Annotated in this window: 26 protein-coding genes and 1 pseudogene; 17 read left to right on the top strand and 10 right to left on the bottom strand. The window is 66.8% G+C overall.

Going from position 1 to position 24694, the window contains the following annotated elements:
* Positions 1 to 136 precede the first annotated feature (136 nt).
* A complete protein-coding gene (locus ACIRRA_RS12830; RefSeq protein WP_402766779.1) occupies positions 137 to 745 on the bottom strand; it encodes a hypothetical protein in 609 nt (202 codons plus the stop codon).
* 556 nt (positions 746 to 1301) lie between these two features.
* Positions 1302 to 2078 carry a GTP-binding protein gene (locus ACIRRA_RS12825; protein WP_402766777.1) on the bottom strand — a complete coding sequence of 259 codons (777 nt, stop codon included), beginning with the start codon at positions 2076 to 2078 and terminating at the stop codon, positions 1302 to 1304.
* 132 nt (positions 2079 to 2210) lie between these two features.
* On the opposite strand from ACIRRA_RS12825, the gene ACIRRA_RS12820 reads away from it, so the two are divergent.
* From ACIRRA_RS12820 to ACIRRA_RS12805, 4 genes are all read left to right on the top strand, one after another.
* Positions 2211 to 2657, top strand: a complete 447-nt coding sequence (locus tag ACIRRA_RS12820; protein WP_354838229.1) for an OB-fold domain-containing protein — start codon at positions 2211 to 2213, stop codon at positions 2655 to 2657.
* Positions 2650 to 3852 (top strand): lipid-transfer protein, encoded by a 1203-nt coding sequence (locus ACIRRA_RS12815; protein ID WP_402766775.1) that lies wholly within the window; start codon positions 2650 to 2652, stop codon positions 3850 to 3852. The genes ACIRRA_RS12820 and ACIRRA_RS12815 overlap by 8 nt, the downstream gene beginning before the upstream one ends.
* A gap of 221 nt (positions 3853 to 4073) precedes the next feature.
* Positions 4074 to 4256, top strand: a complete 183-nt coding sequence (locus ACIRRA_RS12810; protein ID WP_402766774.1) for a hypothetical protein — start codon at positions 4074 to 4076, stop codon at positions 4254 to 4256.
* 141 nt (positions 4257 to 4397) lie between these two features.
* Entirely contained in the window at positions 4398 to 4832 is a 435-nt protein-coding gene (locus ACIRRA_RS12805) for a nuclear transport factor 2 family protein (RefSeq protein WP_402766772.1), read from the top strand.
* Between the two features lie 48 nt (positions 4833 to 4880).
* Here ACIRRA_RS12805 and ACIRRA_RS12800 read toward each other — a convergent pair whose 3' ends face one another.
* Complete coding sequence (locus ACIRRA_RS12800) at positions 4881 to 5084, bottom strand: hypothetical protein (RefSeq protein WP_402766770.1); 204 nt, start codon at positions 5082 to 5084, stop codon at positions 4881 to 4883.
* Positions 5085 to 5148: 64 nt separating this feature from the next.
* On the opposite strand from ACIRRA_RS12800, the gene ACIRRA_RS12795 reads away from it, so the two are divergent.
* Positions 5149 to 5427 carry a hypothetical protein gene (locus ACIRRA_RS12795; protein ID WP_402766768.1) on the top strand — a complete coding sequence of 93 codons (279 nt, stop codon included), beginning with the start codon at positions 5149 to 5151 and terminating at the stop codon, positions 5425 to 5427.
* Between the two features lie 17 nt (positions 5428 to 5444).
* Here the strand turns inward: ACIRRA_RS12795 and ACIRRA_RS12790 are convergent, their stop codons facing one another.
* Complete coding sequence (locus ACIRRA_RS12790) at positions 5445 to 6032, bottom strand: TetR/AcrR family transcriptional regulator (RefSeq protein WP_402766766.1); 588 nt, start codon at positions 6030 to 6032, stop codon at positions 5445 to 5447.
* Between the two features lie 115 nt (positions 6033 to 6147).
* Here ACIRRA_RS12790 and ACIRRA_RS12785 point away from each other — a divergent pair, with 115 nt between their 5' ends.
* From ACIRRA_RS12785 to ACIRRA_RS12765, 5 genes are all read left to right on the top strand, one after another.
* The gene (locus ACIRRA_RS12785; RefSeq protein ID WP_402766764.1) at positions 6148 to 7227 is read left to right on the top strand and encodes a Gfo/Idh/MocA family protein; all 1080 of its coding nucleotides are present in this window, start codon (positions 6148 to 6150) and stop codon (positions 7225 to 7227) included.
* 332 nt (positions 7228 to 7559) lie between these two features.
* A complete protein-coding gene (locus tag ACIRRA_RS12780) occupies positions 7560 to 8045 on the top strand; it encodes a DUF4265 domain-containing protein (RefSeq protein WP_402766762.1) in 486 nt (161 codons plus the stop codon).
* A gap of 88 nt (positions 8046 to 8133) precedes the next feature.
* The gene (locus tag ACIRRA_RS12775) at positions 8134 to 8925 is read left to right on the top strand and encodes an SDR family oxidoreductase (RefSeq protein WP_402766760.1); all 792 of its coding nucleotides are present in this window, start codon (positions 8134 to 8136) and stop codon (positions 8923 to 8925) included.
* A gap of 147 nt (positions 8926 to 9072) precedes the next feature.
* Positions 9073 to 9924 (top strand): alpha/beta fold hydrolase, encoded by an 852-nt coding sequence (locus ACIRRA_RS12770; protein ID WP_402767171.1) that lies wholly within the window; start codon positions 9073 to 9075, stop codon positions 9922 to 9924.
* A gap of 465 nt (positions 9925 to 10389) precedes the next feature.
* Positions 10390 to 11424 (top strand): NAD(P)-dependent alcohol dehydrogenase, encoded by a 1035-nt coding sequence (locus ACIRRA_RS12765; RefSeq protein ID WP_402766758.1) that lies wholly within the window; start codon positions 10390 to 10392, stop codon positions 11422 to 11424.
* A gap of 244 nt (positions 11425 to 11668) precedes the next feature.
* On the opposite strand, the gene ACIRRA_RS12760 is transcribed toward ACIRRA_RS12765, so the two are convergent.
* The 3 genes from ACIRRA_RS12760 to ACIRRA_RS12750 form a co-directional block, all read right to left on the bottom strand.
* Entirely contained in the window at positions 11669 to 12766 is a 1098-nt protein-coding gene (locus tag ACIRRA_RS12760; RefSeq protein ID WP_402766756.1) for an alpha/beta hydrolase family protein, read from the bottom strand.
* Between the two features lie 205 nt (positions 12767 to 12971).
* On the bottom strand, positions 12972 to 13112 hold the full coding sequence (locus tag ACIRRA_RS12755; RefSeq protein ID WP_402766754.1) for a hypothetical protein: 141 nt from the start codon (positions 13110 to 13112) through the stop codon (positions 12972 to 12974).
* Between the two features lie 155 nt (positions 13113 to 13267).
* Entirely contained in the window at positions 13268 to 13876 is a 609-nt protein-coding gene (locus tag ACIRRA_RS12750; RefSeq protein ID WP_402766752.1) for a hypothetical protein, read from the bottom strand.
* A 365-nt stretch (positions 13877 to 14241) separates the two neighbouring features.
* On the opposite strand from ACIRRA_RS12750, the gene ACIRRA_RS12745 reads away from it, so the two are divergent.
* Together ACIRRA_RS12745 and ACIRRA_RS12740 are read left to right on the top strand one after the other, a co-directional pair.
* Positions 14242 to 14484, top strand: a complete 243-nt coding sequence (locus ACIRRA_RS12745) for a hypothetical protein (protein ID WP_402766750.1) — start codon at positions 14242 to 14244, stop codon at positions 14482 to 14484.
* A 190-nt stretch (positions 14485 to 14674) separates the two neighbouring features.
* Positions 14675 to 16156: a glyceraldehyde-3-phosphate dehydrogenase gene (locus ACIRRA_RS12740; protein ID WP_402766748.1), complete on the top strand. Its 1482-nt coding sequence runs from the start codon at positions 14675 to 14677 to the stop codon at positions 16154 to 16156.
* A gap of 65 nt (positions 16157 to 16221) precedes the next feature.
* On the opposite strand, the gene ACIRRA_RS12735 is transcribed toward ACIRRA_RS12740, so the two are convergent.
* Positions 16222 to 16932: a hypothetical protein gene (locus ACIRRA_RS12735; RefSeq protein WP_402766747.1), complete on the bottom strand. Its 711-nt coding sequence runs from the start codon at positions 16930 to 16932 to the stop codon at positions 16222 to 16224.
* A 257-nt stretch (positions 16933 to 17189) separates the two neighbouring features.
* Here ACIRRA_RS12735 and ACIRRA_RS12730 point away from each other — a divergent pair.
* Together ACIRRA_RS12730 and ACIRRA_RS12725 are read left to right on the top strand one after the other, a co-directional pair.
* Positions 17190 to 17543 (top strand): annotated as a pseudogene (locus ACIRRA_RS12730) (MerR family transcriptional regulator); the annotation flags it as partial.
* 34 nt (positions 17544 to 17577) lie between these two features.
* Complete coding sequence (locus tag ACIRRA_RS12725; protein ID WP_402767186.1) at positions 17578 to 18264, top strand: hypothetical protein; 687 nt, start codon at positions 17578 to 17580, stop codon at positions 18262 to 18264.
* Positions 18265 to 18299: 35 nt separating this feature from the next.
* On the opposite strand, the gene ACIRRA_RS12720 is transcribed toward ACIRRA_RS12725, so the two are convergent.
* On the bottom strand, positions 18300 to 19238 hold the full coding sequence (locus ACIRRA_RS12720) for a cutinase family protein (RefSeq protein ID WP_402766746.1): 939 nt from the start codon (positions 19236 to 19238) through the stop codon (positions 18300 to 18302).
* Positions 19239 to 19688: 450 nt separating this feature from the next.
* On the opposite strand from ACIRRA_RS12720, the gene ACIRRA_RS12715 reads away from it, so the two are divergent.
* Positions 19689 to 20558, top strand: coding sequence for a helix-turn-helix domain-containing protein (locus ACIRRA_RS12715; RefSeq protein ID WP_402766744.1), 870 nt, complete (start codon positions 19689 to 19691; stop codon positions 20556 to 20558).
* 367 nt (positions 20559 to 20925) lie between these two features.
* Here ACIRRA_RS12715 and ACIRRA_RS12710 read toward each other — a convergent pair whose 3' ends face one another.
* The gene (locus ACIRRA_RS12710; protein WP_402766743.1) at positions 20926 to 21657 is read right to left on the bottom strand and encodes a hypothetical protein; all 732 of its coding nucleotides are present in this window, start codon (positions 21655 to 21657) and stop codon (positions 20926 to 20928) included.
* A gap of 462 nt (positions 21658 to 22119) precedes the next feature.
* On the opposite strand from ACIRRA_RS12710, the gene ACIRRA_RS12705 reads away from it, so the two are divergent.
* A complete protein-coding gene (locus ACIRRA_RS12705; protein WP_402766741.1) occupies positions 22120 to 23064 on the top strand; it encodes a LysR substrate-binding domain-containing protein in 945 nt (314 codons plus the stop codon).
* Positions 23065 to 23206: 142 nt separating this feature from the next.
* Positions 23207 to 24649 carry an NADP-dependent phosphogluconate dehydrogenase gene (gene gndA, locus ACIRRA_RS12700; RefSeq protein ID WP_402766739.1) on the top strand — a complete coding sequence of 481 codons (1443 nt, stop codon included), beginning with the start codon at positions 23207 to 23209 and terminating at the stop codon, positions 24647 to 24649.
* Positions 24650 to 24694: the final 45 nt, after the last annotated feature.

The following is a 24694-nucleotide window of genomic DNA, read 5'->3' as shown; positions in this document are numbered from 1 at the left end:
AGGCGCCGGGCCTGTCTCCGCGGAGGGCCGCGTCGTGGGCCGATGGCCGCTGAAATTAATTCAACTTGCGGTATAGCGGATTTCTTTCCACATAAGCACCCTGGATTCTTTCGACTCTGATCCCGCGAATCATCGACTACCGGTACCAGACGCCGGAATTCCAATCGCCGTAGTCCCAGACGTTGAAATCGTAGCGATCATGCGCTCCTGCGAACACGTAGCCCCACCAACCAGCCGATGTGTCACAGATCAGATCGTCGCGGTTGCATACGGTGAGCACCGGGATGTTGCCGAACCAATCGTCGACACCGGCCAGTGGATAACCGATGAGCCAATTCCCGGGAGTCGAAGACAGCCCACCCGAACCGGGTCCCGGAGCGCGCTTGGGATCCGATAGCAGAATGGCGTTCGCATTGTCGGCATCCTGGTGGGCGGTGACCCAGGCATGCAGAATGCCCGCACCCTCGCTGTGCCCGATCAACCGGACATGATCGCGCGGACATTCAGTGCGGTGTGACCAGAAGAGCCGGTCGAGTTCGTTCAACGCCGGCATCGGATCGGCGGGGTCGTACCCGACGGACTGGTCGACGTACGGAGCGAACACCGATGGGTCGCCTGATCCGCCGATTCCGATGGCCCAGTCGCCGGTGCAGCCATCGGCCCGAGCCGCCGGGTTCGTCGCGTAGGTGATGGAAAAGAGGATGGCCAACAGTAATGCGGCGAAGAGCGCCGTTGCTCTACGCATGATCGTACTTTCTTCTTTGTTCTTACTTCCGGGTTCGGCCCGGCCCGAGCAGGATGAAACCAGAAACTACTGGCGTTCTCGCCTGCTGGCGAAACAATTACCTGGGCCAGGTTCACCTGGGCCGTAATGAAACATCGGAGGCCATGCTTCTTTCACCTCGATGCGAGTAGTTTCCGGTCGCCGCGTGACCAGTACGGCGCGTCCGCTTTCAGCTTACGCGATATTTCGTTTCAACCGATTGAGCATCTGTAAAGCACTTGTACCCAGTTGTCGGCGAAATGCGTTGTCCGGTGACGGCGGGATCGGAGCCGAATTCCGTTGGGGTGTCTGTTGAAATCGCATGTCTGCCAAGATTTTTCGTGGGGCAATCTTCAGGCCGATACCGCTGCTCGGCGTCAGCGGGTCCAGCGGAGGAGGGCTGCGCCGACGGCGATCGTGTTGACTCCGAGGGGGCGGGGTAGGAGTTCGCCGGCTCGGGCCGGGCGGCGGACTACGGTGCCGCGATGGGTGTAGCGGCGCAAAGCGCTGCGCTGATTCGCGGCGAGGGCGGCGGCGGTCAGTAGTCGAGGGCGTGTTCTGGTTGGCAGACATCCAATGGGGACGGGAGGTATCGGACTATGGCGTCCAGGATTGGGGTGGGGGCTTCGGAGCTGCAGAGGATCGGGATTGTGTCGCCTATGCGGGTTGCGTGGCGGATTCGGTGATGTAGCTGGTCGCGGGGGAGCTCTGGCTGGGTGGTGGGGGTAGCGGTACTGACGCGTTGGGCTGTCACTGTCGTCGCGAGATTGCGGTGCCAGGGTTCGGCGAGTTTCCAGTGGTTGCCATAGATTTCGGCGGCCAGGGGTTCGAGGGACCAGAGGGCGATCAGGTCGATGAGGCCCTCGAGGTGGGGGCCGGGGGTGATGGGGATCTGGAGGGGGAGGGCGGCTGCGCCGCGGGTGTCGGCGATGGCGTGGACGCAGCGGTCGAAGTCGGCGTCGGGATGATCCAGGCCGGTGATGAGGCAGAGGCGGGCGACCTGGTGGTCGTCGGCTACGCGCAGCATGGTTTCGAGGCGCGGGGCGAGGTTTGTGGCGGCGTCGACCACCGCGATCACGCCGTCGGCTACTCGGACGGAGCGCTGCAGGGCTGCGATGGGGGCTCGGGTGGACAGTTCGGCGAGGCGGATCGTGTGCTCGATGCCGTCTGTTGCCCAGTGGAGCGTGGAAGCCGGGCTGGAGGTGGGGTCGCCGGAACCGCGGAGCAGGTGCTGCGCCACTCGGGCCGTATCGGCGGGGTCGCCGAGGAGGGTGACGTTGCGGATCGACTGCGGGTCAATGGCTTTGGTGCCCATCGCGTTGTGGTACTCCAGATCGACTCGAGGGTGTCGGGGCATCCTCAATCTGGAGTCACCGTACCTCCGGGCGCGGATCCGCGGAGTGGAATTCGGCCCCAAAGTAGAACGTGTTCCTATACCGTCGGGGTTGTGCAGAAAGAACAACGCCCCGCTGTGGCTGACTGGTTCACTGCGGACGACGGTGTGGTGCGGCTCAAGGGGAGCCGGTGCAAGGATTGCGGCACACCGTATTTCCCGCGGAACACGCTGGCCTGTCGCAACCCGCGCTGTGCGGGTGCGAAGGACGGCTCCGAGCTGGCCGAATACCTGTTTTCCACGCGTGGCCGGATCTGGTCGTACGCGGACGCCCGGTACAAGCCGCCCGCGCCCTATGTCTCGGCGGATCCGTTCGAGCCGTATGTCGTTGCGGCGGTGGAGCTCGAGGTCGAGCAGATGGTGATTCTCGGACAGGTGGTGCGCGGGTTCACCGTGGACGATCTGGCCGTGGGCATGCCGGTGGAATTGGCCGTGGGCACGCTGTACGAGGACGACGAGGCAGAGCACACGGTATGGATGTGGAGGCCGGTCAATGACTGACACGAACGATCGGGACATCGCCGTCCTCGGTGCGGGCATGCACCCGTGGGGCAAGTGGGGTCGGAACTTCGTCGAGTACGGGCTGGTCGCGGCGCGTGCGGCGCTGGCCGATGCCGGGGTGGACCACCTCGATGTCGGGTACATCGCCGGCGCGGACACCATCCGCAACGGGTACCCCGGCTTCGTCGCGGGCGCGACTTTCGCTCAGGCACTGGGCTGGTCGGGCGCGCGGATCTCGAGCAGCTACGCCGCCTGCGCCTCGGGTGCGCAGGCCATTGCCAATGCGCGTGCTCAGATCCTGGCCGGGTTGACCGATGTGGCGCTGGTGATCGGTGCGGACACCACCCCGAAGGGCTTCTTCCAGCCGGTCGGCGGTGAGCGCCGCGATGATCCGGACTGGCTGCGCTTCCATCTGCTCGGCGCGACCAACCCCATCTACTTCGCGCTCTACGCCCGCCGCCGGATGGCGTTGCACGGTGCCACGCTGGAGGATTTCGCCGCGGTCAAGGTGAAGAACGCCCGCCACGGCCTGAACAACCCGTATGCCCGCTATCGCAAGGAGGTGGCGGCCGAGGAGGTCGCGGCCTCGGCGATCGTGTCGGATCCCTTGCGGCTGCTCGACATTTGCGCGACCAGTGACGGTGGCGCGGCGCTGGTGCTGACGTCGATGGAGTACGCGCGCCGGCACGGCATCGCCGACCCGGTCCGCATCCGGGCGCTGTCGACGGTCACGCCGACGTTCCCGAAGACCGTCATCGATCTGCCGGATTTCGCAACCGATTCCGCGGTGGCCGTCGAGGCCCCGCCGCACGCGTTCCGTTCCGCCATCGCGCAGGCCGCGTACGAGGAGGCCGGGCTCGGGCCGGACGAGCTGTCCTTCGCGGAGGTATACGACCTGTCCACCGCGCTGGAGCTGGACTGGTACGAGGACATCGGGCTCTGCGAAACGGGTGGCGCGGAGGAGCTGTTGCGCAGTGGCGCAACCACATTGGGGGGACGGGTGCCGGTGAACCCCAGTGGCGGCCTGGCCTGTTTCGGTGAGGCCATCCCCGCGCAGGCGATCGCGCAGATCTGCGAGCTCACGTGGCAGTTGCGCGGCCAGGCCGACGGGCGGCAGGTGGAGAACGCGCGCGCGGGTATCGCGGTGAACCAGGGTCTCTTCGGTCACGGCTCGGCGATCATCGCCACCCGCTGACCCCGGAGTCGTCCGGGTCCACTCGTCGAACCCGACGCTGAACCGGCAGGTACCGCACGGTATCTGCCGGTTTCTTCGTTCGATGGCCGCCCCTCTCGCGGTGTCTGGCGAATGGAGCTCGTGGATCTCCGGAGGGAGTCAGCGCATCACGGTGTGGTGGTGGTCGCTGGTCCGAGATCAAGATCGGCGTCACTCTGGCCGGCTGGACGGGCGGAATTCTGGTGCTGATCGTGACCGTCGTCGGCATCCAATTGGCGCGCCACGGAGGGTGCAGGCCGGTCTGGTCGGTGCTGGCGTTCCTCGGTGGGGCGACGATGTCGATCTTCGCGATTCCCGCCGCTCTTCTTCGGGGCGGCGGCGTTCACACCGCAACCTCAGCCCGAAATCACCGCGGCGATCCATGAACCGCCGCCCACCGCCAGGACAGTCCCGGAGGGTGGTCGACCTGGGTCGTGATGTGGGCGTCCGTCGCTGTCGACCACTGCCAGCGTTCTGCCAGCGACCGGACGCAGACTGCGGATTCCCTCTTCGAAAGGAATCACGCGGTGACACAGCAGGACCCGAAGATCCAGGCGATCAGCGACTTCTTCGAGGCATATGCGCGCTACGACTTGGACGGCATGAGGGCGGTACTGGCCGACGACATCGCATGGACTATTCCCGGGCATCATGCGCTCTCGGGAACCAAGCACGGACTCGACGAGGTCCTGGCCTTCTTCGCCCAGCTGGCCAAGGCGGGCATGAAGGCCGAGACGTTCTTCCTCGAAGCCAACGAGGAATACGTCGTCGATATCCACCGCGGCTACTCGACCGAAGGCGAAGGCCAGGTCGACACCCTGTGGGCGCTGGTGTGGCACTTCAACTCCGACGGCAAAGTGGACCGCGTCGACAACCTGACCCTGGACCAGCACCAGATGGACACCTACATCTGGAAGAACTTCTCTCTCGCTCCTCTGCCCACCCGCCTCGCTACCGACTGAGGTACGGCGTTCTGCCCCAAGACCATTGGGCACGAGCTCAGCGGTGGATCAGTCGTCCCGAAGCTCCTGCCACCGCATCGGGAGCAGCTCCGCGACTGTGACGAGCGCGCCGTCGAGGACCACGACGGCGCGCAGGTTCTCACGGTGCAGCTGGAACAGCATCTCCCGGGACCTCCCGCACGGGGGCATCAACCGGTGGTCGTTGCTCACGGTTGCGAGGGCGGTGATCTGGGCAGTGCCGGATTTCAGCATCGCCAGTACGGCACCGACCCGGGCACAGAACGCCACTCCGCAGTTTTCGGTGAGGCTCCTGCCCGTGTACACCGGGCCGTCGACCGACAACGGAGCAAACGGCTGGCAGGTCCTTCACCACCCCGACCGAACCGTCGAATGGCGCAGGCCCTCAGGCGGATCCGTCACCACCACACCCGAGGGTGCGAAGTTCCTCTTCCCGCGCCTGCCGGTGCCGCCGCTCAGCGCCACCGGCGTCCCCGACGCCGAACCCGTACAGCCTTGGATCGATCCGGGACCAGGGGCCAACGCCAGGACCGAATTGGTGCACGTCTACTGCACACCCACCCAGCGGCGGAGCTGATTTCATGGCGGCGCGGTCTACGTGCCTTCGTTCAGGAGGGCGCGCAGCGCCGAGTTGCCGATCTGCCGCAGTTCGTCGCGGCTGCGCCCGGCTGCGGCCTGGACGGCGATGCCGTCGGAGATCGTGTGGACGAGTGCGGCCAGGGCAGCCGGTTCGTAGGTCGACGGCAGGTCGGTGGCCTGCTCGAGCCGCCTGCGCAGCGCGGCCTCGCCGGCTTTTCGTACGGCGGCGGCGTCCTGGCGTGCGGCGTGCGCGCCGGGTCCGCAGGCTTGAACGGTCTTGACGCACAGGCAGCCAGGGGGTGTGTTCTCACCCGCGGTCAGGTCGACGGCCCCCTGGATCAGCCGCTCGAGGACCTCGCGGCCGGTGGGCGCGTTGAGCGCGTCGGCGGCGTAGGCGCCGGGACCGTCGAGGTAGCGGGAGAGAACCTTGCCGAACAGTTCCTCTTTGTTGCCGAAGGCGGCGTAGAGGCTGGGCTTGTTGATGCCCATCGCGGCGGTCAGGTCGGCCAGCGAGGTGCCCTCGTAACCCTGCCGCCAGAACACCTCGAGCGCGCGGTCGAGTGCGGTGTCTGCGTCGAATGCGCGTGGGCGTCCGCCGGGCATGCCGTCCTCCGTCGCCGTCTCCCATGTTTTTTTACCTATCGGTACATTACCGCTTGCGCGTGCGTGCCACACCACTTAGTTTCTTACCGAAAGGTACATAACTAAGGAGTGGGACATGATCCGAGTCGGGGTTGTCGGGGCCAGCGGGTGGGCGGACAGCTCACACCTACCCGCGCTCGCAGCGCTCGAGGGGTTCGACGTGACCGCGGTCGCGACCACCAATCAGGCCAGCGCGGACCGGGCGGCTGCCGCCCACGGCGCACGGCACGCCTTCGCCGACGCCGGTGAACTCGCCGTGCATCCCGAGGTCGACTTGGTCGTCGTTTCGGTGAAGACCTCCGGGCATGCCGCCGTGATCAGGGCGGCACTCGCCGCCGGCAAGCACGTCGTGTCCGAGTGGCCGCTGGGCGTCGACGCCGACGAAGCGGGCGAGTTGACCGAGGCCGCCACCGCGGCCGGCGTCGTTCACGCGGTGGTCCTGCAAGGCCACCACTCCCCGAGCGCCCGCTTCGCCGCAGATCTGTTGGCAGACGGCCGGATCGGCACGCTCGAATCGGTCGCGTTGGTGGCGGAAGGGGCTCCCTTCGGTGGCAGTCGAATATGGCCGAATCTGGTGTTCGGCCTGGATCCTTCGACGGGAACCAACATCGTGACCATCATGGCCGGTCATTTCCTGGCCGCACTCGAACGGGTCGCGGGCCCGCTGACCGAGGTCACCGCACGACTCCCTCGCACACACGACCGCGTTCTCATCGCGGGGACGGAGCAGACCGTACCCAACGCCACGCCCAGCCACGTCCTGCTGCACGGACTGCTGGCCGGCGGCGCCACCGCCTCCGTCGCTGTGCACGGCGGCAACGGGCCCGCCCGAGACGGGTTCCACCTCAAGCTCGTCGGCAGCGACGGCACGTTGACCGCCACCCCAGCCCAGCCCGGGACATTCATCCACTGGGGCGACTGGAACATCCGGATCGACGACGAAGCCTTGCCCGTGCCCGATACCTATCGCACCGTCCCCGCCGGCGTCCAGTCCGGCCCACCGGCCAACATCGCAGCCCTCTACCAAGAAGTCGCCCGCGCCATCGCCGAATCCCGGCAGCCGCATCCCAGCTTCGAGGCAGCCCTGCGCCACCACCGGCTCCTCGCCGCCATCGAACAGTCCGCGGCCGATGGAATTGTCCGGACCATCTCGTAGCCGACGCGGCACGGAATCGTTTCCGCCTCCGCGGCACTTCCGTGCACGGCTGGCAAACCCAGTCGGGTGAGATGATCTCAGCCCGTTGATCTTCGGAGCGTGGCCGACTGGATCAGCCTGGGAAGCAGCATGATGGTGCTTCGGCGGGGCCTCGGATGGACACGGCCAGTTGACCTTCCGTCGCCCCATGCAGGCCGAATCGGTCAGCGCGCCATGCAGCAATAGCGGATGCGCCGTGAAAGCGGAGGCGCGCTCCATACGGATCACGGCTCTGGTACCGCACGTTTCGGGGTTGCCTGGGTGTCGTGACAGTGTGATGACAGAATCCACGCGTGTCAGATGATCAGAGTGCCCGCGGTCATAGGCATGTCCGTGTGCTTGCTGGGGCAGGCACTGCCGGGGAACCTGTCTACGAGGTACTTCCCGCAAAGCTCCTGGAGCACAACGACTATGAGATTCTCGGCAGTCCCGGCCTGACCTACGATTTCGCCGCCGGAGACCATCTTCGCGTGTTCGACGACGGCGGTTTCGAAGTACTGCGGCGTGGGGGAAACCTCTGCCTGAGGGCCTACCCGACGGGTACGCCGCCCTCCGATGTCGGGATCAGCACTCTCACTGCGGGATTCGAGCGGCTCGGCGGAGTGGTCGAGATGCCGCCCGACCGACGATTCATCGTGATCACAGTGCCGGTCGCGGTCGGTTTTCCTGCGATCGAGGATGTAATCGAAGGATGGGCGACCGAGCACGGCTGTGCATGGGGGTACGGCAACGTCTACGACGAAGACGACAACCCTCTTGGCTGGTGGATCAGCGCCTGAGCCGCTCCGACGGGTAGGGTGTCGGGGTTGTTCCGGCATCGATGAGGTGTGAGTGCATGGTGTTGGTCGGGTGATGACAAGGGGCGCAATGACATCGCAGGCAGGGACCGCCGGACGTACCTATGTGGTTACCGGTTCGGCATCGGGAATCGGCGCGGCGACTGCCACACTGTTACGTGAACGCGGTGCCAAGGTCATCGGATGCGATCTCGGCAACGCCGAGGTTCAAGCCGATTTGTCCACCCCCCAAGGTCGTCGCTCACTCGTCGACCAGGTGAGTGAGCTCGGTCCGATCGATGCGGTGCTGGCGATCGCGGGCGGCGGCAGGACCGGCATGCTGGAAACGAACTATTTCGGCACTGTCGCGACGTTGGAGGGCCTTCGTCCGTTGCTGGCCCAAAGTCCCGCGCCCCGAGCGGTGGCTGTGTCGTCGACCTCGTCGCTGGCACCCGCGGACGAGCGCATCATGCAGGCATGCCTCGATGGCGAAGAGGCTGCCGCCGTCGCGTATCTGGCGAATGATCCGGCTGCCGGTGGCGCGACCGCTGGTTACGGGACTGCCAAGCGTGCCTTGAACCGCTGGGTGCGCAATGTCGCTCCGACCGCCGAGTGGGCCGGAGTTGGCATAGCGCTCAATGCCGTTGCCTCGGGTGTTGTCGACACTCCTGCGGCAGCGTGGATATTCGCCGACGACAACGTGCGCAGGGCAGTCGAAACTGCTGCGCCGCAACCCTTCGGCGGGTTCCCGGGCCGTCCGGAATGGGTTGCAGAACTCATCTGCTGGCTCGCCGGCGAAACCAACCATTTCGTAACCGGTCAGGTCATCTTCGCCGATGGTGGTTCGGAAGCAGCTGCGCTCGGCGACCACCACTGGCGGTAGCCGGACCTGCCGACCCGGTCCGCATGGCAACAGCTGGACATTCTCGAGTTCGGTGCACACTGATCAACGGGTCAGAGCAACGAAATCCTGTGTATCCCTTACTGATTGCACATATTGATCTTAGGAACACGTTCTAGTTTTGAGGTCATGGACACAGCCTTTGAAGCCACGAAACGCGAATTGGTCACGGACACGGGCGTTCTGCGCTACCACGAGGCCGGCGACGGGCCGCCGCTGTTGATGCTGCACGGTTCCGGGATCGGCGTGAGCGGTTGGCGGAACTATCGCGGCAGCCTGGCAGCCTTCGCGAAGCAGTACCACTGCTACGTTCTGGAGTTCCCCGGATTCGGGGTCAGCGACCCGGTTCCGGGCAATCCGGTGTTGACCGCGATGGATTCGGTGCTCCGCTTCATGGACGCGCTGGGCATCGAATCCGCCGCCGTCATCGGGAATTCGCTGGGCGGGGTGGTCGGGCTGAACCTGGCGATCCGCCACCCGGGCCGCGTCGACAAGCTCGTCTGCATCGGCGGGGTGGGACCCAACCTGTTCACCCAGCCCCTCAGCGAGGGGTCGCAGATCCTGCAGGATTTCACCGAGCAGCCGACGCGGGAGAACCTGATCCGCTGGATACGGTGCATGTCCTACAGTCCGGAGCTCGTCACCGAAGAGTTGATCGAGGAGCGCTGGCAGACCGCGCTCGATCCGGATGCGCTGGCATCGATCAAATCCATGTACGGCGCAGCGGCTTTCGAGGCGCGTCGGCGAGCGCTGGCCGACACTGAGACGCCACCGTATTGGGCGATGATGCACAAGGTCGTGTGCCCGACGTTGCTCGCCTGGGGACGCGATGATCGCCAGACTCCACTCGATATGGCTTTGCTGCCGATGCGCAGCATCCCGCACGCCGAGCTGCACGTGTTCCCGAACTGCGGGCACTGGGTGATGCTCGAGGCCAAGGACGCGTTCGAACGCACCACCCTGGAGTTCCTGCAACGCTAGATGATCTATTCCGCGATCCGGTGTTGCGCGACCACGCCGCGCAATACCGAACCGCGGCATTCGTGCGCACCGACACCGACCACGACGAGATCCCGCCTGGACGAGAAGGGCCTCGACCGGACCCCACCGGGACGGGCTGCGTAGTGAGCCCGGGTGCGGCCGCCGGCGCCCCGCGCCGGCCGGTTCGGCCAGCGCGGTATGCGCCATGAGCGTGCATTCGGCCGTCAACGCTCGGGGCCTGCCGGCGGGATAGCTGCGGACTGCCCGATCCCGCCACGATGCTGACGAATGCTGCCGCGTTGCTGGCATTGTGCTGCAAGCCTGGGAATTCTGAACTGCTGCAACAGATCCCGCAGCCCGAGCGGGCATCGGTCGCGGTACGCACTTCATACCCTGCGGGGAATTGTCGGGCGGATGTGCTGCGGCGCAGGGTTGTCGGGTCGTTCGTCGAGAGGAACAAGAACAATGAGCGCAGAGTCGACTCGGATGCGTCACTACCGGCTCGAGCCCGGGCGCGGGTTGGATGGGTTGACGCTGCAGCGGCGAGAGGTGCCCACTCCCGGCCGGGGCCAGGTGCTGGTGCGGATCCGTGCGAACGCGCTGGGTTTTCGTGATCTGCTGGTTATGGCGAACAACTACCCCTTGCCGATCACGCCGGGTGTCGTCCCCGGATGCGAGGGTGTCGGTGAGGTGGTTGCGGTCGGACCGGACGTCACGCGGTTCGAGGCGGGAGACCGGGTGGCCGCCACAGTGTTCCCGCGGTGGGTCGACGGCCCGTTCCGGCTCGACGCCGCCGCACAGCTGGGCACCCTAATCGACGGCGTGCTCACCGAGTATGCGGTGCTGGATGAGCAAGGGCTCGTTCGGATCCCGGAGTATCTGTCCTATGCGGAGGCTGCCGCTCTCCCGCTGGCCGCAGTGACCGCCTGGCATGCGCTGACCGCCGGCCAGCCGCTGCGTCCCGGCCAGACGGTGCTGACGCTGGGCTCAGGGGCGGTGTCGTTGTTCGCGGCGCAGTTGGCCGTCGTGGCCGGAGCGCGCGTGATCGCGACGACGTCGAGCGACGCGAAGGCGGACCAGTTACGCAAGCTGGGTGTCGACGAGGTGATCGACTACCGCCGCACGCCCGAGTGGTACCAGGTAGTGCGAGAGGTGACCGGAGGCATGGGCGCCGACCGTATCGTCGACAGCGCTGGGCCACTGTGGAAATCGATCCGGGCGGCCGCCCTCGGCGGTGAGATAGCGATGATCGGCTACTGGCTGTCCGGCGACGCAGGCGCCGAACCGATCGATCCTGAACTGCTTTTCAACACCGGCGCGGTAGTGCGGCCAATCGCCACCGGCAGCCGCGCCCACTTCGAGGCCCTCGCACAGGCCCTCACCGTCCACCGCCTGCGTCCGGTGATCGACCGCGTCTTCGCCTTCGACCAGCTGCCGCAGGCCCTGGCCTACATCGAATCCGGTGGCGGCTTCGGAAAGGTTGTCATCAGCCACGACTGAAGCCGATCGCACCGCACTGACAGTCACCGCTGTTGCCACTGGCCCGACCGGTCAGGGGCAACAGCAATCGGATGTGCCATGCCTGTTCGGGATGGCACATGGCAACCAGGCAACAGATTCCTGAGTAGCGGACGTTCCGCGCCGCACCAGGTTCCGGCCGTCCGTGCCCTGCGCTGACCGGTTCGGTCAGCGCGGTCCGGTCACGGAGTGGCGCAATGGTTGTCGAGACACGAATGGCAGAGGGTCACAGATGTGGAAGTATTTCGGGCTGCGCGAGTCGCTCGAGGGTTTCCGCGGGGCTCGTATCGCTGCGACCGAAAGCAGCGTCGAAGTAGGCCAGCAGGTAGGCGCGTTGGAGGTCGACCGAGCGGTTTGCATTGATCGAGCCGATCGCATCGTTCTTCACGTCTGCGCTCAGAAGGCCCGCCATGGCCAGTTGTGCCACGATCACCTGTTCGTCGGTGAGGGACATGTGGCGGGTGCCTGCGATGCGGAGGGGCAGCTTCAATCCGGTGTTGGTTGCCCAATACGGTTCCCAGCCAGAGTGGCCGAACCACGGCGAGGTGTCGCTGGCAAGCATCAGCAGCGGCCGATCGAGACCGTCGGTGGCAACGGAGCCGAGTACGGGGCCGTCCAGATTGACGCCGGCGGCGACGCGCGCGTCGTCGTGCATGGTTTGAGCGGTGGTCGATCCTCCGAGAGAATGACCGAACATACCGACCTTCGTCAGGTCCAGATCATCGGCGAGGTGTTGCGGTAGCGCAGGACCTGCATCGGTGGAATGTCCGGCCGCGGCGGCGAGTTGATCGAGAACGAATCGCGTATCGGCGACTCGGGTCGGAAGCAACTGGTCGGACAGGACGCTCAGCGGCGAATCCACCGGCACCGCACTGTGCTCGGTGTGCCCATCGGGGAATTGAACCGCGAATGCCTCGTGAGTGTGGTTGACGGCGACCACGACGTAGCCGTGGCTCGCAAGGTCCTCGGCTTGAAAGGTGTTCAGCCCGGCGGTGTCGTCCAATCCTGGCGAGTTCAGCAGGATCGGAAACCGCCCGCCGCCGGCTCGGGCCGGCTCGTCGCTGCGGCCATGACTGGGCGCGAGCGCCCAGCTGTCCGAAGCGACACCGGCCTGGGTCAGGCCGGAGCGTTGTTCTTCTCGGGCGCCCGGCGGCATCCACGGTGCCAGGGGTGAGGTGTTGGCGTCGTCAGCTGGATACCAGATCTGCACCATCAGTTCGCGTCGGTGGCCGGGATCCCATGGATCGGCGCGATCGGCATCGATGAGATGCCATTCGGTGACGCCGACCGGATCTGGCCCGGTCGGAGCGGGCAATGTGATCATGACAGCCGGACCTGTGGGTGTGCCGGGGCTTGCTTCCGCGACGCCAGTGGCAGCTGTGGCCGCCATCGATGCGGCGGCGACGGCCAGAATATGCCGTCGTAAACCCTTGTGTTCCAAGATAATTCCCCCGAGTCGGTGTGTGCCTCGGTTGGCCACCATACAAGATCGGATATGGGCCTGGGGGCCACTGATCATCGAGTCCAGATCAAGACTGCTCCAGATCAAGACTGCGGCCCGCCGACGTCTCCGACGCGGCCCGGGCGCGATCCTCGAGGGCGCGCATCTGCTCGACCAATGAGAGCATGCCCGCGCGATTCTGACGGAACTCGTCGATGGGGCTGCTCACCGCCGCCACCAAGGACTTCTACGATCTGCTGCAGGCCGAAGCCGAGGAAACGCTCGCCGTCTCCGGGACGCCCACCCCGCTGGTGCGGGACGTCCTCTTCGGCGCGCTGGAACACACGGCGCGCGGAGAAGTGGTGGCGGGTATGGAGATCCGGGTCAGGGGAGGACGTTCGGGATCAGTTGCGGGGCCTGCTCGGCCACCCAGGATCCGATGAAAGAGCCCGCGTAGTAGCCGATGTAGGTGCCCGCCACACCGCCGACGATGCCGCCGCCGATCGCACCGATGGGCAGGGCCGCGCCGGCGGTGAGGGCGGTGGCGAGGGCGCCGCCCGCGGTGCCGCCGAGGAGCGCGCCGGAGATGCCACCGAGGATCTGGCCCGCCGTCTGACCGATGTAGGTGCCGTTCTCGATGGGGCTCGCGATCGGAGCCGCGGTGGCGATCGGGGCTGCGGACGGAATGAGCTGGGGCGCAACGGGTTCGAGGAGATCGACCGGGGCGGAGGCGGCGGCGTCGGGGACGAAGCCAACCGGCGCGGACGGCTGGGTGGCCGCGGCGAGCGCGATAGGCTCGGCGACCGGGCTGTCGCTTGCGGCGTGCGCAGCAGTGTTCACCATCGCGGTGGGCTCGGTGACCCGAGGGGCGGCGGGCTCGGCCGCGGCCGAGCCCGCACCGGCAACGCCGACCGCGGCGGGGATGACCACGGCTACCGGGAGTCCGCGCAGCAATCTGCTGGGTTTGCTCACCGCACGATGCCGACCTGCCATGTCTATCCGCCTTTCCAAGCGTCTGCTGTCACACCACCATCGTCGGCGGCTCGCGGGGCACAACGCGAATGTGATCGGCTTCCCAAAAAGGGCTGGCGGCTATGGGTATTCGGCGAGCGCAACGACTCCGCGTCAGGGGCGTACCGCCGGAACCACGGTGTTCACGACTCGGAATCGCAGGGCGCGCGCCTCGGCGATCTATTCGCAAATCAGGGTTATCCGCGCGGGCCGATCGGGCGTCCGGCGAGGTCGGCATACCAAACGGTCCAAAACGCTCATCTGAATTGCCGATATTTCATATGCTCTGGCGCGCGGAGCAGGGGACGACTGCACCTGCTTCGGCACATGGATAAGAGGAACAGCTTATGAAACGAACCATTCTTGTGAGCGCGATGGCCTGCGCTCTGTTCGGAGCGGGCATCGGCACGGCCGCGGCGGACGGGCTTCCGCTGACGGATGTCGACATCACACCGGGCTCGGCCGCCGATCTGGGCAATGCCGTCGGAGCCGGGTCGGTCGATGTCGGTAGTGCGGCGGCTGCGCTCGGCAGCGCCTTCGGCGGCGGCTACGCGGGCGGGGTGCTCAGCAGCCTCTCCGCACAGCTCTGAGGCGCCCGGCGCAGCGGCGAATCGGGCGGTCGTCGTCGCGGCGTTCGCGCGGCGACCGCCTCCGGTTCGGTTCTGGCGGGACCGACCCGGCGCGACCTGGATCTCACATGCGGGTAGCCGAGGTTTGTGATACCGCGGGGCTGGATAGCATCGGTGCACGTACGCATCGAGGCAACCCCGAGGACTTGTGTTGACTACCGACCATCTTGACCGCTGGAACGCTCACGAGGCTGCCGCGGAGGCGATGATTCCGATTATCGGCAGGCTGTATCGCGACAAGGGGGTGACGATCCTCCTGCACAGCCGGTCGCTGGTGAACAAATCGGTGATCAGCATCCTGCGGACGCACCGGTTCGCGCGGCAGATCGAGGGCGAGGAACTGTCGATCGACGAGACGCTGCCCTTCCTCGAGGTGCTCAGCGAGCTGGATCTGGGACCGAGCAAGATCGACCTCGGCCGCCTGGTCCACGCCTACCGCTCCGACGACCGCGGGCTGTCGATTCCCGAGTTCACGGCGACGGTGCTGGCGGAGGTGCTCGACGGGAACAAGGCCGAGGCGCAGGGCCCTCGGGACGTGGTGCTGTACGGCTTCGGCCGGATCGGCCGCCTGGTGGCCCGGTTGCTCATCGAGAAGGTCGGCTCCGGGAACGGGCTGAACCTGCGGGCCGTGGTGGTGCGCAAGGGCGGCGAGGAAGACCTGGTCAAGCGCGCGTCGCTGCTGCGGCGGGACTCGGTGCACGGGCAGTTCAACGGCACCATCAAGGTCGATGCCGAGAACAACACGATCATCGCCAACGGCAACGTGATCCGGTTCATCTACAGCGACTCCCCGGCGCAGATCGACTACACCGAGTACGGGATCAACGACGCGATCCTGATCGACAACACCGGCAAGTGGCGTGACCGCGCGGGCCTCGAGCAGCACCTGCGTCCCGGTATCGCGAAGGTCGTGCTGACCGCGCCCGGCAAGGGCGATGTGCCGAACATCGTGCACGGCGTCAATCACCGCGACCAGGACCTGTCGCAGCAGATCTTCTCGTGCGCCTCCTGCACCACGAACGCGATCGTGCCGCCGCTGAAGGCGATGGACGACGAGTTCGGCATCGTGCGCGGGCACGTGGAGACGGTGCACTCGTTCACCAATGACCAGAACCTGCTGGACAACTTCCACAAGTCCGATCGCCGTGGCCGCTCCGCGCCGTTCAACCTGGTGCTGACCGAGACCGGCGCGCAGTCGGCGGTGAAGAAGGCCATGCCGGACTTCCAGGCCAAGATCACCGGCAGCTCGATTCGTGTTCCCACGCCGGATGTTTCGGTGGCGATCCTGAATCTGCAGCTGAAGCGGGAGACCAGCAGGACCGAGGTGCTCGAGTACCTGCGGCAGGTGTCGCTGTCGGGTCCGCTGAGCCGCAATCTCGATTTCACCGCGGCCACCGATGTGGTGTCGAGTGACTTCATCGGCTCGCGGGCGGCGTCGATCGTGGATGCCAATGCCGCCATCGTGGACGGTGACACCGCGATCCTCTACCTCTGGTACGACAACGAATTCGGCTATTCGTGCCAGGTCGTGCGGACGGTGCAGTACATCTCGGGCATCGAGTATCCGACGTATCCGCGGCTGGGAGAGCAGGACCTCGCCGAGGGCGTGCCGGCTGTGGCCGCGGCCGTGTAATTCCCGGTACATGATGTGAACGGGGCCCGGCGGTCACTCTGCCGGGCCCCGTTCACATGTCGGGTCTAGCTCGATTTGACCGGCTGCCAGCACACCACCCGAGCGGGTTGCGGCGTGACCGTCGCCCCGGCGGGGATGGGGCACTGGTTGGGGTCGGTGCTGCCGTCGAAGCGGCCGCCGATCTGGACCGTGACGCCGGGCCCGGCCTTGCTGGCGCAGTCGACCGGGGTGATCTGGTTGACGTCGGCCTGCATCGAATAGCAGTCGCCCACCTTGACATTGGGCGCGAAGCACAGCGAGTGGTTGCCATCGGTCAGCACGAAGTAGCCCGCGTCGCGGAGTTTGCCGTCCGGGCAGGTGGCGCCGTTGGTGACCGAGGCGGCCAGCTCGTAGACGGCAGTGTGGTCGTCGCACGGGGTGGCGTGGATCTTGCCGATCTGGGCGCCGCGGTAGTCGGTGGCGGTCACACAGTTGCCCACGGCGAGTTCGGGATCGTGGGTGGCGGTCGTGCTGGTGCCCTTGGTGACGGTGGCGAGGATGCCGAGGGCCAGGATCAGTACGCCCGCGACGGCGACGACGGTGCCGGTGTGTTTGGGCAGCCCGGCCGAAGCGGCCGCGTCGGCCGCGGGCCGCTTCGACCGATTGCGCAGGACGAGGCCCACCACCAGCAGGACCACGCCGGCCGCCGGGATCAGCAGGGTGCCGGCGGAGACGCCGGAGGAGTCGGCCGAGTCGGCCGCAAGGATCGCGGTCGACCCGATTTGCCCAATGAACACTGTCTTTCAATTCCTTCCGGTCCGCTGACGGACACGGGCAGGAAGGTACCCCGAGACGGGGGCCGGTCGGGCTGTTTTGAAATGAACTTGTTCCGGAAATTTGTGGAGGTAGGGCTAAGAGTCGTAGTCGTGAACGGAGAACTCATCGTTCGCCCGCCGTTTCCCCGCCAGGTGACGAACAGCAGCAACGCCCCGATCGCACCCTCGACCACCCGCCCCCTGCCCGCGTCCCAATCGACGTCCGTCGCGATCAGGCGATGGCTGGCCAGGGTGTCGTGGTTCGCTCGGTGGCAACGGCCTGCCAGATCCGGTCTGTCGTCATGGTGGTCATGACCTGCTCCTTCTCCCGACGTCTGTTCCAGTACCGTAGGAACTCCACCCGGGTGGAGGTTCAAGCCAATGTGACCCATGACACACGTGATGGCCCGTTGATAGGCATCGGGGAGTTGTCGCGGCTGGCCGGGGTGCCGGTGCGCACCATCCGGTTCTACTGCGATGCAGGGGTTCTGGAGTCGCGGCGGAGTTCGGGTGGGCATCGGATGTTCGAGGCCGGCACCGCGGTCGAGCGGTTGGTGCCGGTGCGACGGTTGCGCGGGCTGGGGGTCGGGCTGGGAGCGTGCCGAGGTGCTGGGCGGGTCGCGGAGCATGGTGGAGGCGATTGCCGCCGAGCGGCCCGCAGTGGATGCCGAACTGGCGGAATTGAACTGGCGGCGGGCCGCGTTGGTCGCTGTCGAGGGTGCGCCGGACGGGGAGCGGGCGGGGCGCTTGGAAGTGCCTGCGGCGGTGCGGGATCGGCAGCGGGCCTACGATTCGCTGGTGGGGTTCTGGCGGGGGATTCTCGAGCCGCTGCCGATGGCGACGTTCGATGAGTTCATTGCCATGAATGTGCCGGACCTGGCCGTGGACCGAGAGCCGCGCTATCTCGTGGCCTGCGCGGAGCTGGTGAGCGCGGTGGCGGATCCCGATCTGCGGGTGGCGGTTTCGCGACAGGTGTGGCGCTCGGAGGGGCGGGACATTCGGCATCGGCGGGTGCTGCTGGAGGGGGTCGCGGATGCCTGTGAATCCGTTGGGCGTTCGATGGTGGCGGATCAGCCGCCGCGGCCCGGTCCCGAGCTGGATCGGTTCGTCGATGCTCATGCCGCCGCGCGCGGGGAACGCGATACGGTCCGGTTCCGCAGGCGATTGCTCTTCGGTGCGAGGGATTCCGATGCGGGGATCCGCCGGTATTGGCGGCTGACCGAGGAGGTTATGGGGACCGTGACGACAGGGGGCGCCCAGCAGTGGTTGTCCGACGCGCTCGGGCAGTCGGTGTGGGCCGCGGCACCCCGCTAGGTCAGGGTGACGCGGCCCGTGCGGGTTTCGTGTCGTCAGGGGTTCTGGTCGGCGGTGTCGGCGAGCCAGTTGCGGAGCCAGGTGGTGGCGGTGGTGCCGTCGGCATCGACGACGTAGTGCGGGTAGGACTGGTGGACGCCGGAGGCCAGGAAGTCCTGGACCTGGCGGAGCCATTGCTCGCTCGCGGGGTTGTCGGCCGGGGCGGCCAGGATGGCGGCGCCGCCCTGCCAGACGGCCTCGTTCAGAATGGATTGCAGGGTCAGGGTGTAACTCGGGATCTGGCGTGGATCCTGCGATGTCAGCTGGGTGAGCAGGCCGGCCGAGCGCCCGGCCAGATCGTCGTTGGGGACCGAGCAGTAGAGGTCGCCCTCGGCGCAGAAGGTGCGGACCTTCGGGCTGAGCCAGCCGAAGCCGCCCGCGCGGGGCCCGCCCGCGCCGGTGCCGGGGACCTGCGGGCCGATCAGCGCATCGGTGGGGGAGCGGCGGGGGTCGGAGATCAGCCCGACCGCGGCCACTCGATCGGGCGGGACCACCCCCAGCCCGGCGCCGATCTCCGCGGCCAGGTCGCCCGCGGCGTCGGCGCCCTGGCTGTAGCCGATGAGCGCGAAACGCGTTGCGGCGCAGCGCGCCGCCGTCCCGGCGACCAGGTCCCGTGCGGCATTCACGGCGTCCCGTTTGGAGCTGCCGTAAACCTCGCCGTCCCAGGGGAAGGCGGTGGCGGGATAGCTGACGTAGTCGGTGCGCACCCTGCCGGGCAGCCCGCGGGTGACCTGCGCGAGCATGCCCTGCTTCGGGTCTTCGATGGAGGTCTCCCAGGTGCCGGGGACGGCTATGACATTGAAGCTCGGGCAGTCGTCGGGCGCGGCCTGCGCGCTGGGCGCGCCAGTGGCCGTGAGCATTCCGGCCGCGGCCGCCACGACGGCCGTGAGGGCGCCGCCGGCCACCCGGAAGGTTCGCAGTGTTCGAAAGGACAAGGTCCACACCCCATTGTTCGAATCGTTCGGACGATTTCTCCACCTCAGGGTCGTGCTCGGTGCAACTTACCAAAGGAACCGGTTGGTCCTGCCGCTGATCGCGCGGGAAACGCCGGTAACCGGACAGATCGGATATCCCGGACTTGCTGTCACGGAACCCGGTCCGACGTTGCTCCGCCCGAATTCTATTGCGCCGTATCGAGTTCGATGTCGACAATTACTCGAATTGCGTAAACCGGTGTCACTGGTATCGGAATGCTGTCGCTGTGACCCGTCGGTCTCGAAATGCCGCGGGTTTGCCGATTCGACCTCGCTATCAGCGAATTGCCGGTGTTGTTCAGGACACGATGGTGGAAATTGTGGCAGCATTCCGTCCTGGGAGTTGCCCGACCGCGATCTCGGAGGGTTGGCCGACGATACGGCGGGCGGCGGAAAGGGAGCCGGGCGGCAATGACGGTCCGTATAGGAAATCTCGACGAGAGGCGGGCGGTCGCGCTTCCCTCGTTCGGCGAACTACTGCGCCGGTTGCGCGACGATCGGGCCGTTTCCCGGGAACGCCTCGCATTCGCGGCCGGAGTGAGCGCCAGCTATATCACGCAGCTGGAGAAGGGCGGGAAGGCGAAGCCGACCCGGGCGGTGGTCGACGCGCTGGTGCGGTGCCTGGAGTTGTGGAATCCGTTGTCGGCCACGGAGCTTCGTTATCTGCACGATCTGGCGGGACTGGAGATCGGCGGCCATCCGACGGTCGCGGAGTTACGGAAGTCGATCGACGCCGACGCCCTGCGGGTGCTCGCGATGCATCGGCCGAACCTGGCCGTGCTGTACGACACCCGCGGAAATGTGCTGGCCGGGAACGAAGATTGGGCGCAGGCTTTTCCCGGATTGCGCGAGGGCGGAAATCTCTATCGGTGGATGTTCGCCGATCCCGTGGCCCGGGAGGTGATGGCCGATTGGGAATCCGATGTCCGGCAGTCGGTCGGCTGGCTGCGCGGGACCGTGGGGTCGGCCACGGATCCCGGCGGATTCGCCGGGATTATGCGGGAGCTCGGCGCCTTTCCCGACTTCCGACGATTCTGGACCGAGGGCGACGTGGGATTCGCGCCGCCCGTGCGCACTATGCGGCTGCGCGATCGGAGCACCGGCGCGCTGCGGAATTTCCGGGTGCAGGCCGGCCTGCTGAATACCGCGCTCTATCCGGGCCACATCGTCGCGATGGTCGCGCTACCCGTCCGAGGCGGCGCGGCGACTATCCGGCCGGCCGGAGGATCACCACCGGAATCTCCGGCGCCGATCTGCGGGACGGGAAACCCCGGGGCCTAGCCTGCCCCGGGGTCTCGGTGTCCGCCCATTTGCGGCACGCCGACACGTTTAAGAACGGGTTGAGTCTGAAGTTAACGTGACGCTCTGCGATTGAGCTACGGCCCATTGGTGGCTGAGCCGGCGGGAGTTGAACCCGCAACCTTCACGCTGACAATCCGTTCCCTCGATTCGGCGTTCGGCGGCGAATGCTGAAACTGGAGCGATAGTGTGAGTTTGAGGGCGCGGTGCCTCTGCCAATTGGGCTATCCCGCCGTGGATGGCGGGAGGAGGATTCGAACCTCCACTGGGCCGCTGTACCCGTCACAGGGAACTTCGGTTTCAGCTTGCGCTCCTTGCGCACTGCCGACTGTAGACCGCGCCGCGGGGATCAGCCAAACAAATATCCGAAGATCTCATCGCCCAGCTTGCGCTGGGTGATCTCGGCATTGTTGGCCTCCTCACGCGCGAACTTGACTGCGTGCTGGAGCTTTTCGACGCGCTCGGTGAGTTCGTTGACGCGCTTGGCGGGCAGTGCCCCCGAGAACCTGATGGTCCGCCAGTAGCCGACCACCACATCCTCGTGATACACCTCGACCTGCGCCGGATGCTTCTCCGTCGCTTCGGCTTTCACGTGGTTGCGCGGAATCTTCTTGGTACGCACCGTCTGTACCGGCTCGGTGGCGTAGCAGTCCGCGGCGGCATCGTATTCCCACGACTCCGCGGCATCCAGCACCGGCAGTTTGCGCACGAAGGTGTGCAGGTCCACCAGCTGCTTCTCCAGGAACAGCAGGTAGGTGATGGGCGCGCCCTGAATCAGAGTCCGGCCGTCCACCACCACATCGGCCGTGGCGGTGCAGTTCGCCCAGTCCTTGGTGGCCACCACGTCGAACAGTTTGGTCAGGATCTCCGCCGTGGTCTGCAGGACCTCCTCGGATCTCACCTGGACGCGCGTCGACTCGGGCGGCAGCTGCTCGCCCTCCTCGTCCTTGGGGCGGTAGGTGCGCGAAATACCGCTCAGCAGCGGGTTCTTGGCCAGTTTGTGATGGGCCTCGGTGAGGTCGGAGAAGGTCCGGGACTTGATCCCTTTCTCGACGGCGACAATCTGATTCAAACGTGTCATTCCGGCACTGTATCGGTGCGCACGCGGTAGCGACCATCGGTTTTCGGGCGGTCGCTGCCGTGGGCATCCCGCTTGGCGGACAAAGGGTTTCGGTCCCGTAGCCCGTGACGGTCCGCTGGCGACGGTACGGATGGTCCAGAAGTCGGACGCATCGACCGGGAGCAGGTACGCGTAGGGCAGGGTGCCGCATTCGTTCCGGCCCCGAGTGATGCCCCAGGAATTGCGGGCCGGGGCGGCACGGATTCGTCGGCGAGTTGCTGTTTCATGGCGTCGAACCGCAGTGCCCCGGCTCCGAAAGCATCTCCACTCGAACTGATCGGGGTATGCCCCCGAAATTCGGGTAGCCCACCACTCGTTACCCGGACGGCCGTTCGCGCGATATTCGATATGCACGAGAAGGAGAAACTGCCGACGGCAACCGGTCATCGACCACCGGTGTCGAACGGCGCGAGGGGGTCGGTCGTGGAGTTGCGGCAACTGCGTTACTTCGTGACGCTGTCGGAGGAACTGCACTTCGGGCGCGCCGCGGCGCGCGAACACATCGTCCAGTCGGCGTTGAGTCAGCAGATTCAGCGGCTGGAACGCGAACTACGGGTCCCGCTGGTGGAACGCAGCACCCACTACGTGCGCCTCACCGCCGCGGGCACGCTGCTGCTGGGCGAGGCCCGGCTGATCCTCAGCCACGTCGACCGGGCCGCGGCCGCGGCGCGCACCATGACGGGGACCGACGCCGTCCTGCGGGTTGCGCAGGGGGACGCCAGTTTCGACACCATGCCGGTGGTGCTGGCCGCGGTCCGGCATCATCACCCGAACCTGGTCGAGGTGCATCAGGTCGAGGCCGGGGTGCCCGAGCAGTGCCGGTTGCTGGCCCAGGGGCGGCTCGATGTCGGCATCGGGCGCGCGACACAGCTGCCGGCCGGGGTGGCGTCGGAGGTCATCCGGTTGGATCGGCTGGGTGTGCTGGTCGCCGCGGAGCATGCCTGGGCGAACCGGCACGCGGTGCCGCTCGCCGAACTGGCGGGGGAGACCCTGGTGTTCGCCGACGAATCCCGCGCGCCGGAATACAACGAGTACATCCGGGAGCTGTGCCGCACAGCGGGGTTCGCGGCCAAGCCCTACCCCGGCACGGTGCACAGTGTGTTGGGCGCGGGCCGGCTGGTCCGCGACGGTCATGCGCTGGTGTGCGTGCCCCGGTCCTGTGCCCCGCTGCCGGGCCTGCGCTGGATCGCGATCGCCGAGCCCGCCTACTATCCGTGGTCGCTGCTGTGGCGCGCGACCGGTGAGACCGAGGCCGTGCGCTCCATCCGCTGCTGTGCGCGGGTTCTGGGCGAGCGGCTCGGCTGGACCTCCCGCAGCGAACCCGAGGCGGCCGCGATCCCGCCTGTCACCGGCCGCCTGGCGGGCTGAGCCCGGGTGCGTGGCCGGGGTCCCTCGGTGCGGCGGAGGCCGACCGGGTAGAAAAGGTATGGCGTCGTGGAGCGCATCCGTCGATGCCGCCGCCGAGGAGACTTCGTGCGGTCATCACATCTTCGAACGGAGAGGCTGTTTCATGGCGACCTCGGAAGCGCGCGCTCAGATCGGCGTGACCGGCCTGGCGGTCATGGGTAGCAATATCGCCCGCAACTTCGCACGGCACGGGTACACCGTGGCGCTGCACAACCGCAGTATCGGTAAGACCGACGCGCTGCTCGAGGCGCACGGCGGCGAGGGTGATTTCGTGCGCACCGAGACCATCGAGGACTTCGTGGCCGCGCTGGAGAAGCCGCGCCGCGTGCTCATCATGGTGAAGGCCGGTGACGCCACCGACGCCGTGATCGAGGAGTTGGCCGCGGCCATGGAGCCCGGCGACATCATCATCGACGGCGGCAACGCCCTCTACACCGACACCATCCGCCGCGAGGCGGCCATGAAGGCGCGCGGCCTGAACTTCGTCGGTGCGGGCATCTCCGGCGGCGAGGAGGGCGCGCTCAACGGCCCCGCCATCATGCCGGGCGGCCCGAAGGAGTCCTACGAGTCGCTGGGTCCGCTGCTGGAATCCATTGCGGCGCAGGTCGACGGCACCCCCTGCTGCACCCACATCGGCCCCGACGGGTCCGGCCACTTCGTGAAGATGGTGCACAACGGCATCGAGTACGCCGACATGCAGCTCATCGGCGAGGCCTACAACCTGTTCCGCGACGCGCTGGGCTTGCACGCCAAGCAGATCGCGGACGTGTTCACCCAGTGGAACTCCGGCGAGCTGGAGAGCTACCTGGTCGAGATCACCGCCGAGGTCCTCGAGCAGGTCGACGCCAAGACCGGCAAGCCGCTCGTCGACGTGATCGTGGACGCCGCCGAGCAGAAGGGCACCGGCCGCTGGACCGTCAAGTCCGCCCTCGATCTGGGCATCCCGGTGACGGGTATCGCCGAGGCCGTCTTCGCTCGCGCCCTGTCCGGCTCCCGCACCCAGCGCGCCGCCGCCAAGGGCCTCGCCTCCGGCGCCCTCGGCGAAAAGCCCACGGACGTCACCCAATTCACCGAGGACATCCGCCAGGCCCTCTACGCCTCCAAGATCGTCGCCTACGCCCAGGGCTTCGACCAGATCGCCGCCGGCTCCGCCGAATACAACTGGGACCTGCACCCCGGCGACCTGGCCACCATCTGGCGCGGCGGCTGCATCATCCGCGCCCGCTTCCTCAACCGCATCAAGGAGGCGTACGAAGCGGACCCGGCCCTGCCGAGCCTGATCCTCGCCCCGTACTTCCGCGAGGCCATCGAGAACGCCGTCGACAGCTGGCGTCGCGTCGTCGTGACCGCCACCCAGCTCGGCATCCCGGTCCCGGCGTTCGCCTCCTCGCTGTCGTACTACGACGCGCTGCGCGCCGAGCGTCTCCCGGCCGCCCTGACCCAGGGCCAGCGCGACTTCTTCGGCGCCCACACCTACGAGCGCATCGACGCCGAAGGCAAGTACCACACCCTGTGGAGCGGCGACCGCAGCGAAGTCCCCGCGTAATTTCCGGTAGGACAAGAAGTTTTACGAGCGGAGTTCGTGCCGAAT

The organism is Nocardia sp. NPDC101769 (genome assembly GCF_044766925.1).
Lineage (GTDB): Bacteria > Actinomycetota > Actinomycetes > Mycobacteriales > Mycobacteriaceae > Nocardia.
This window is presented reverse-complemented; position numbering and strand designations above follow the sequence as displayed.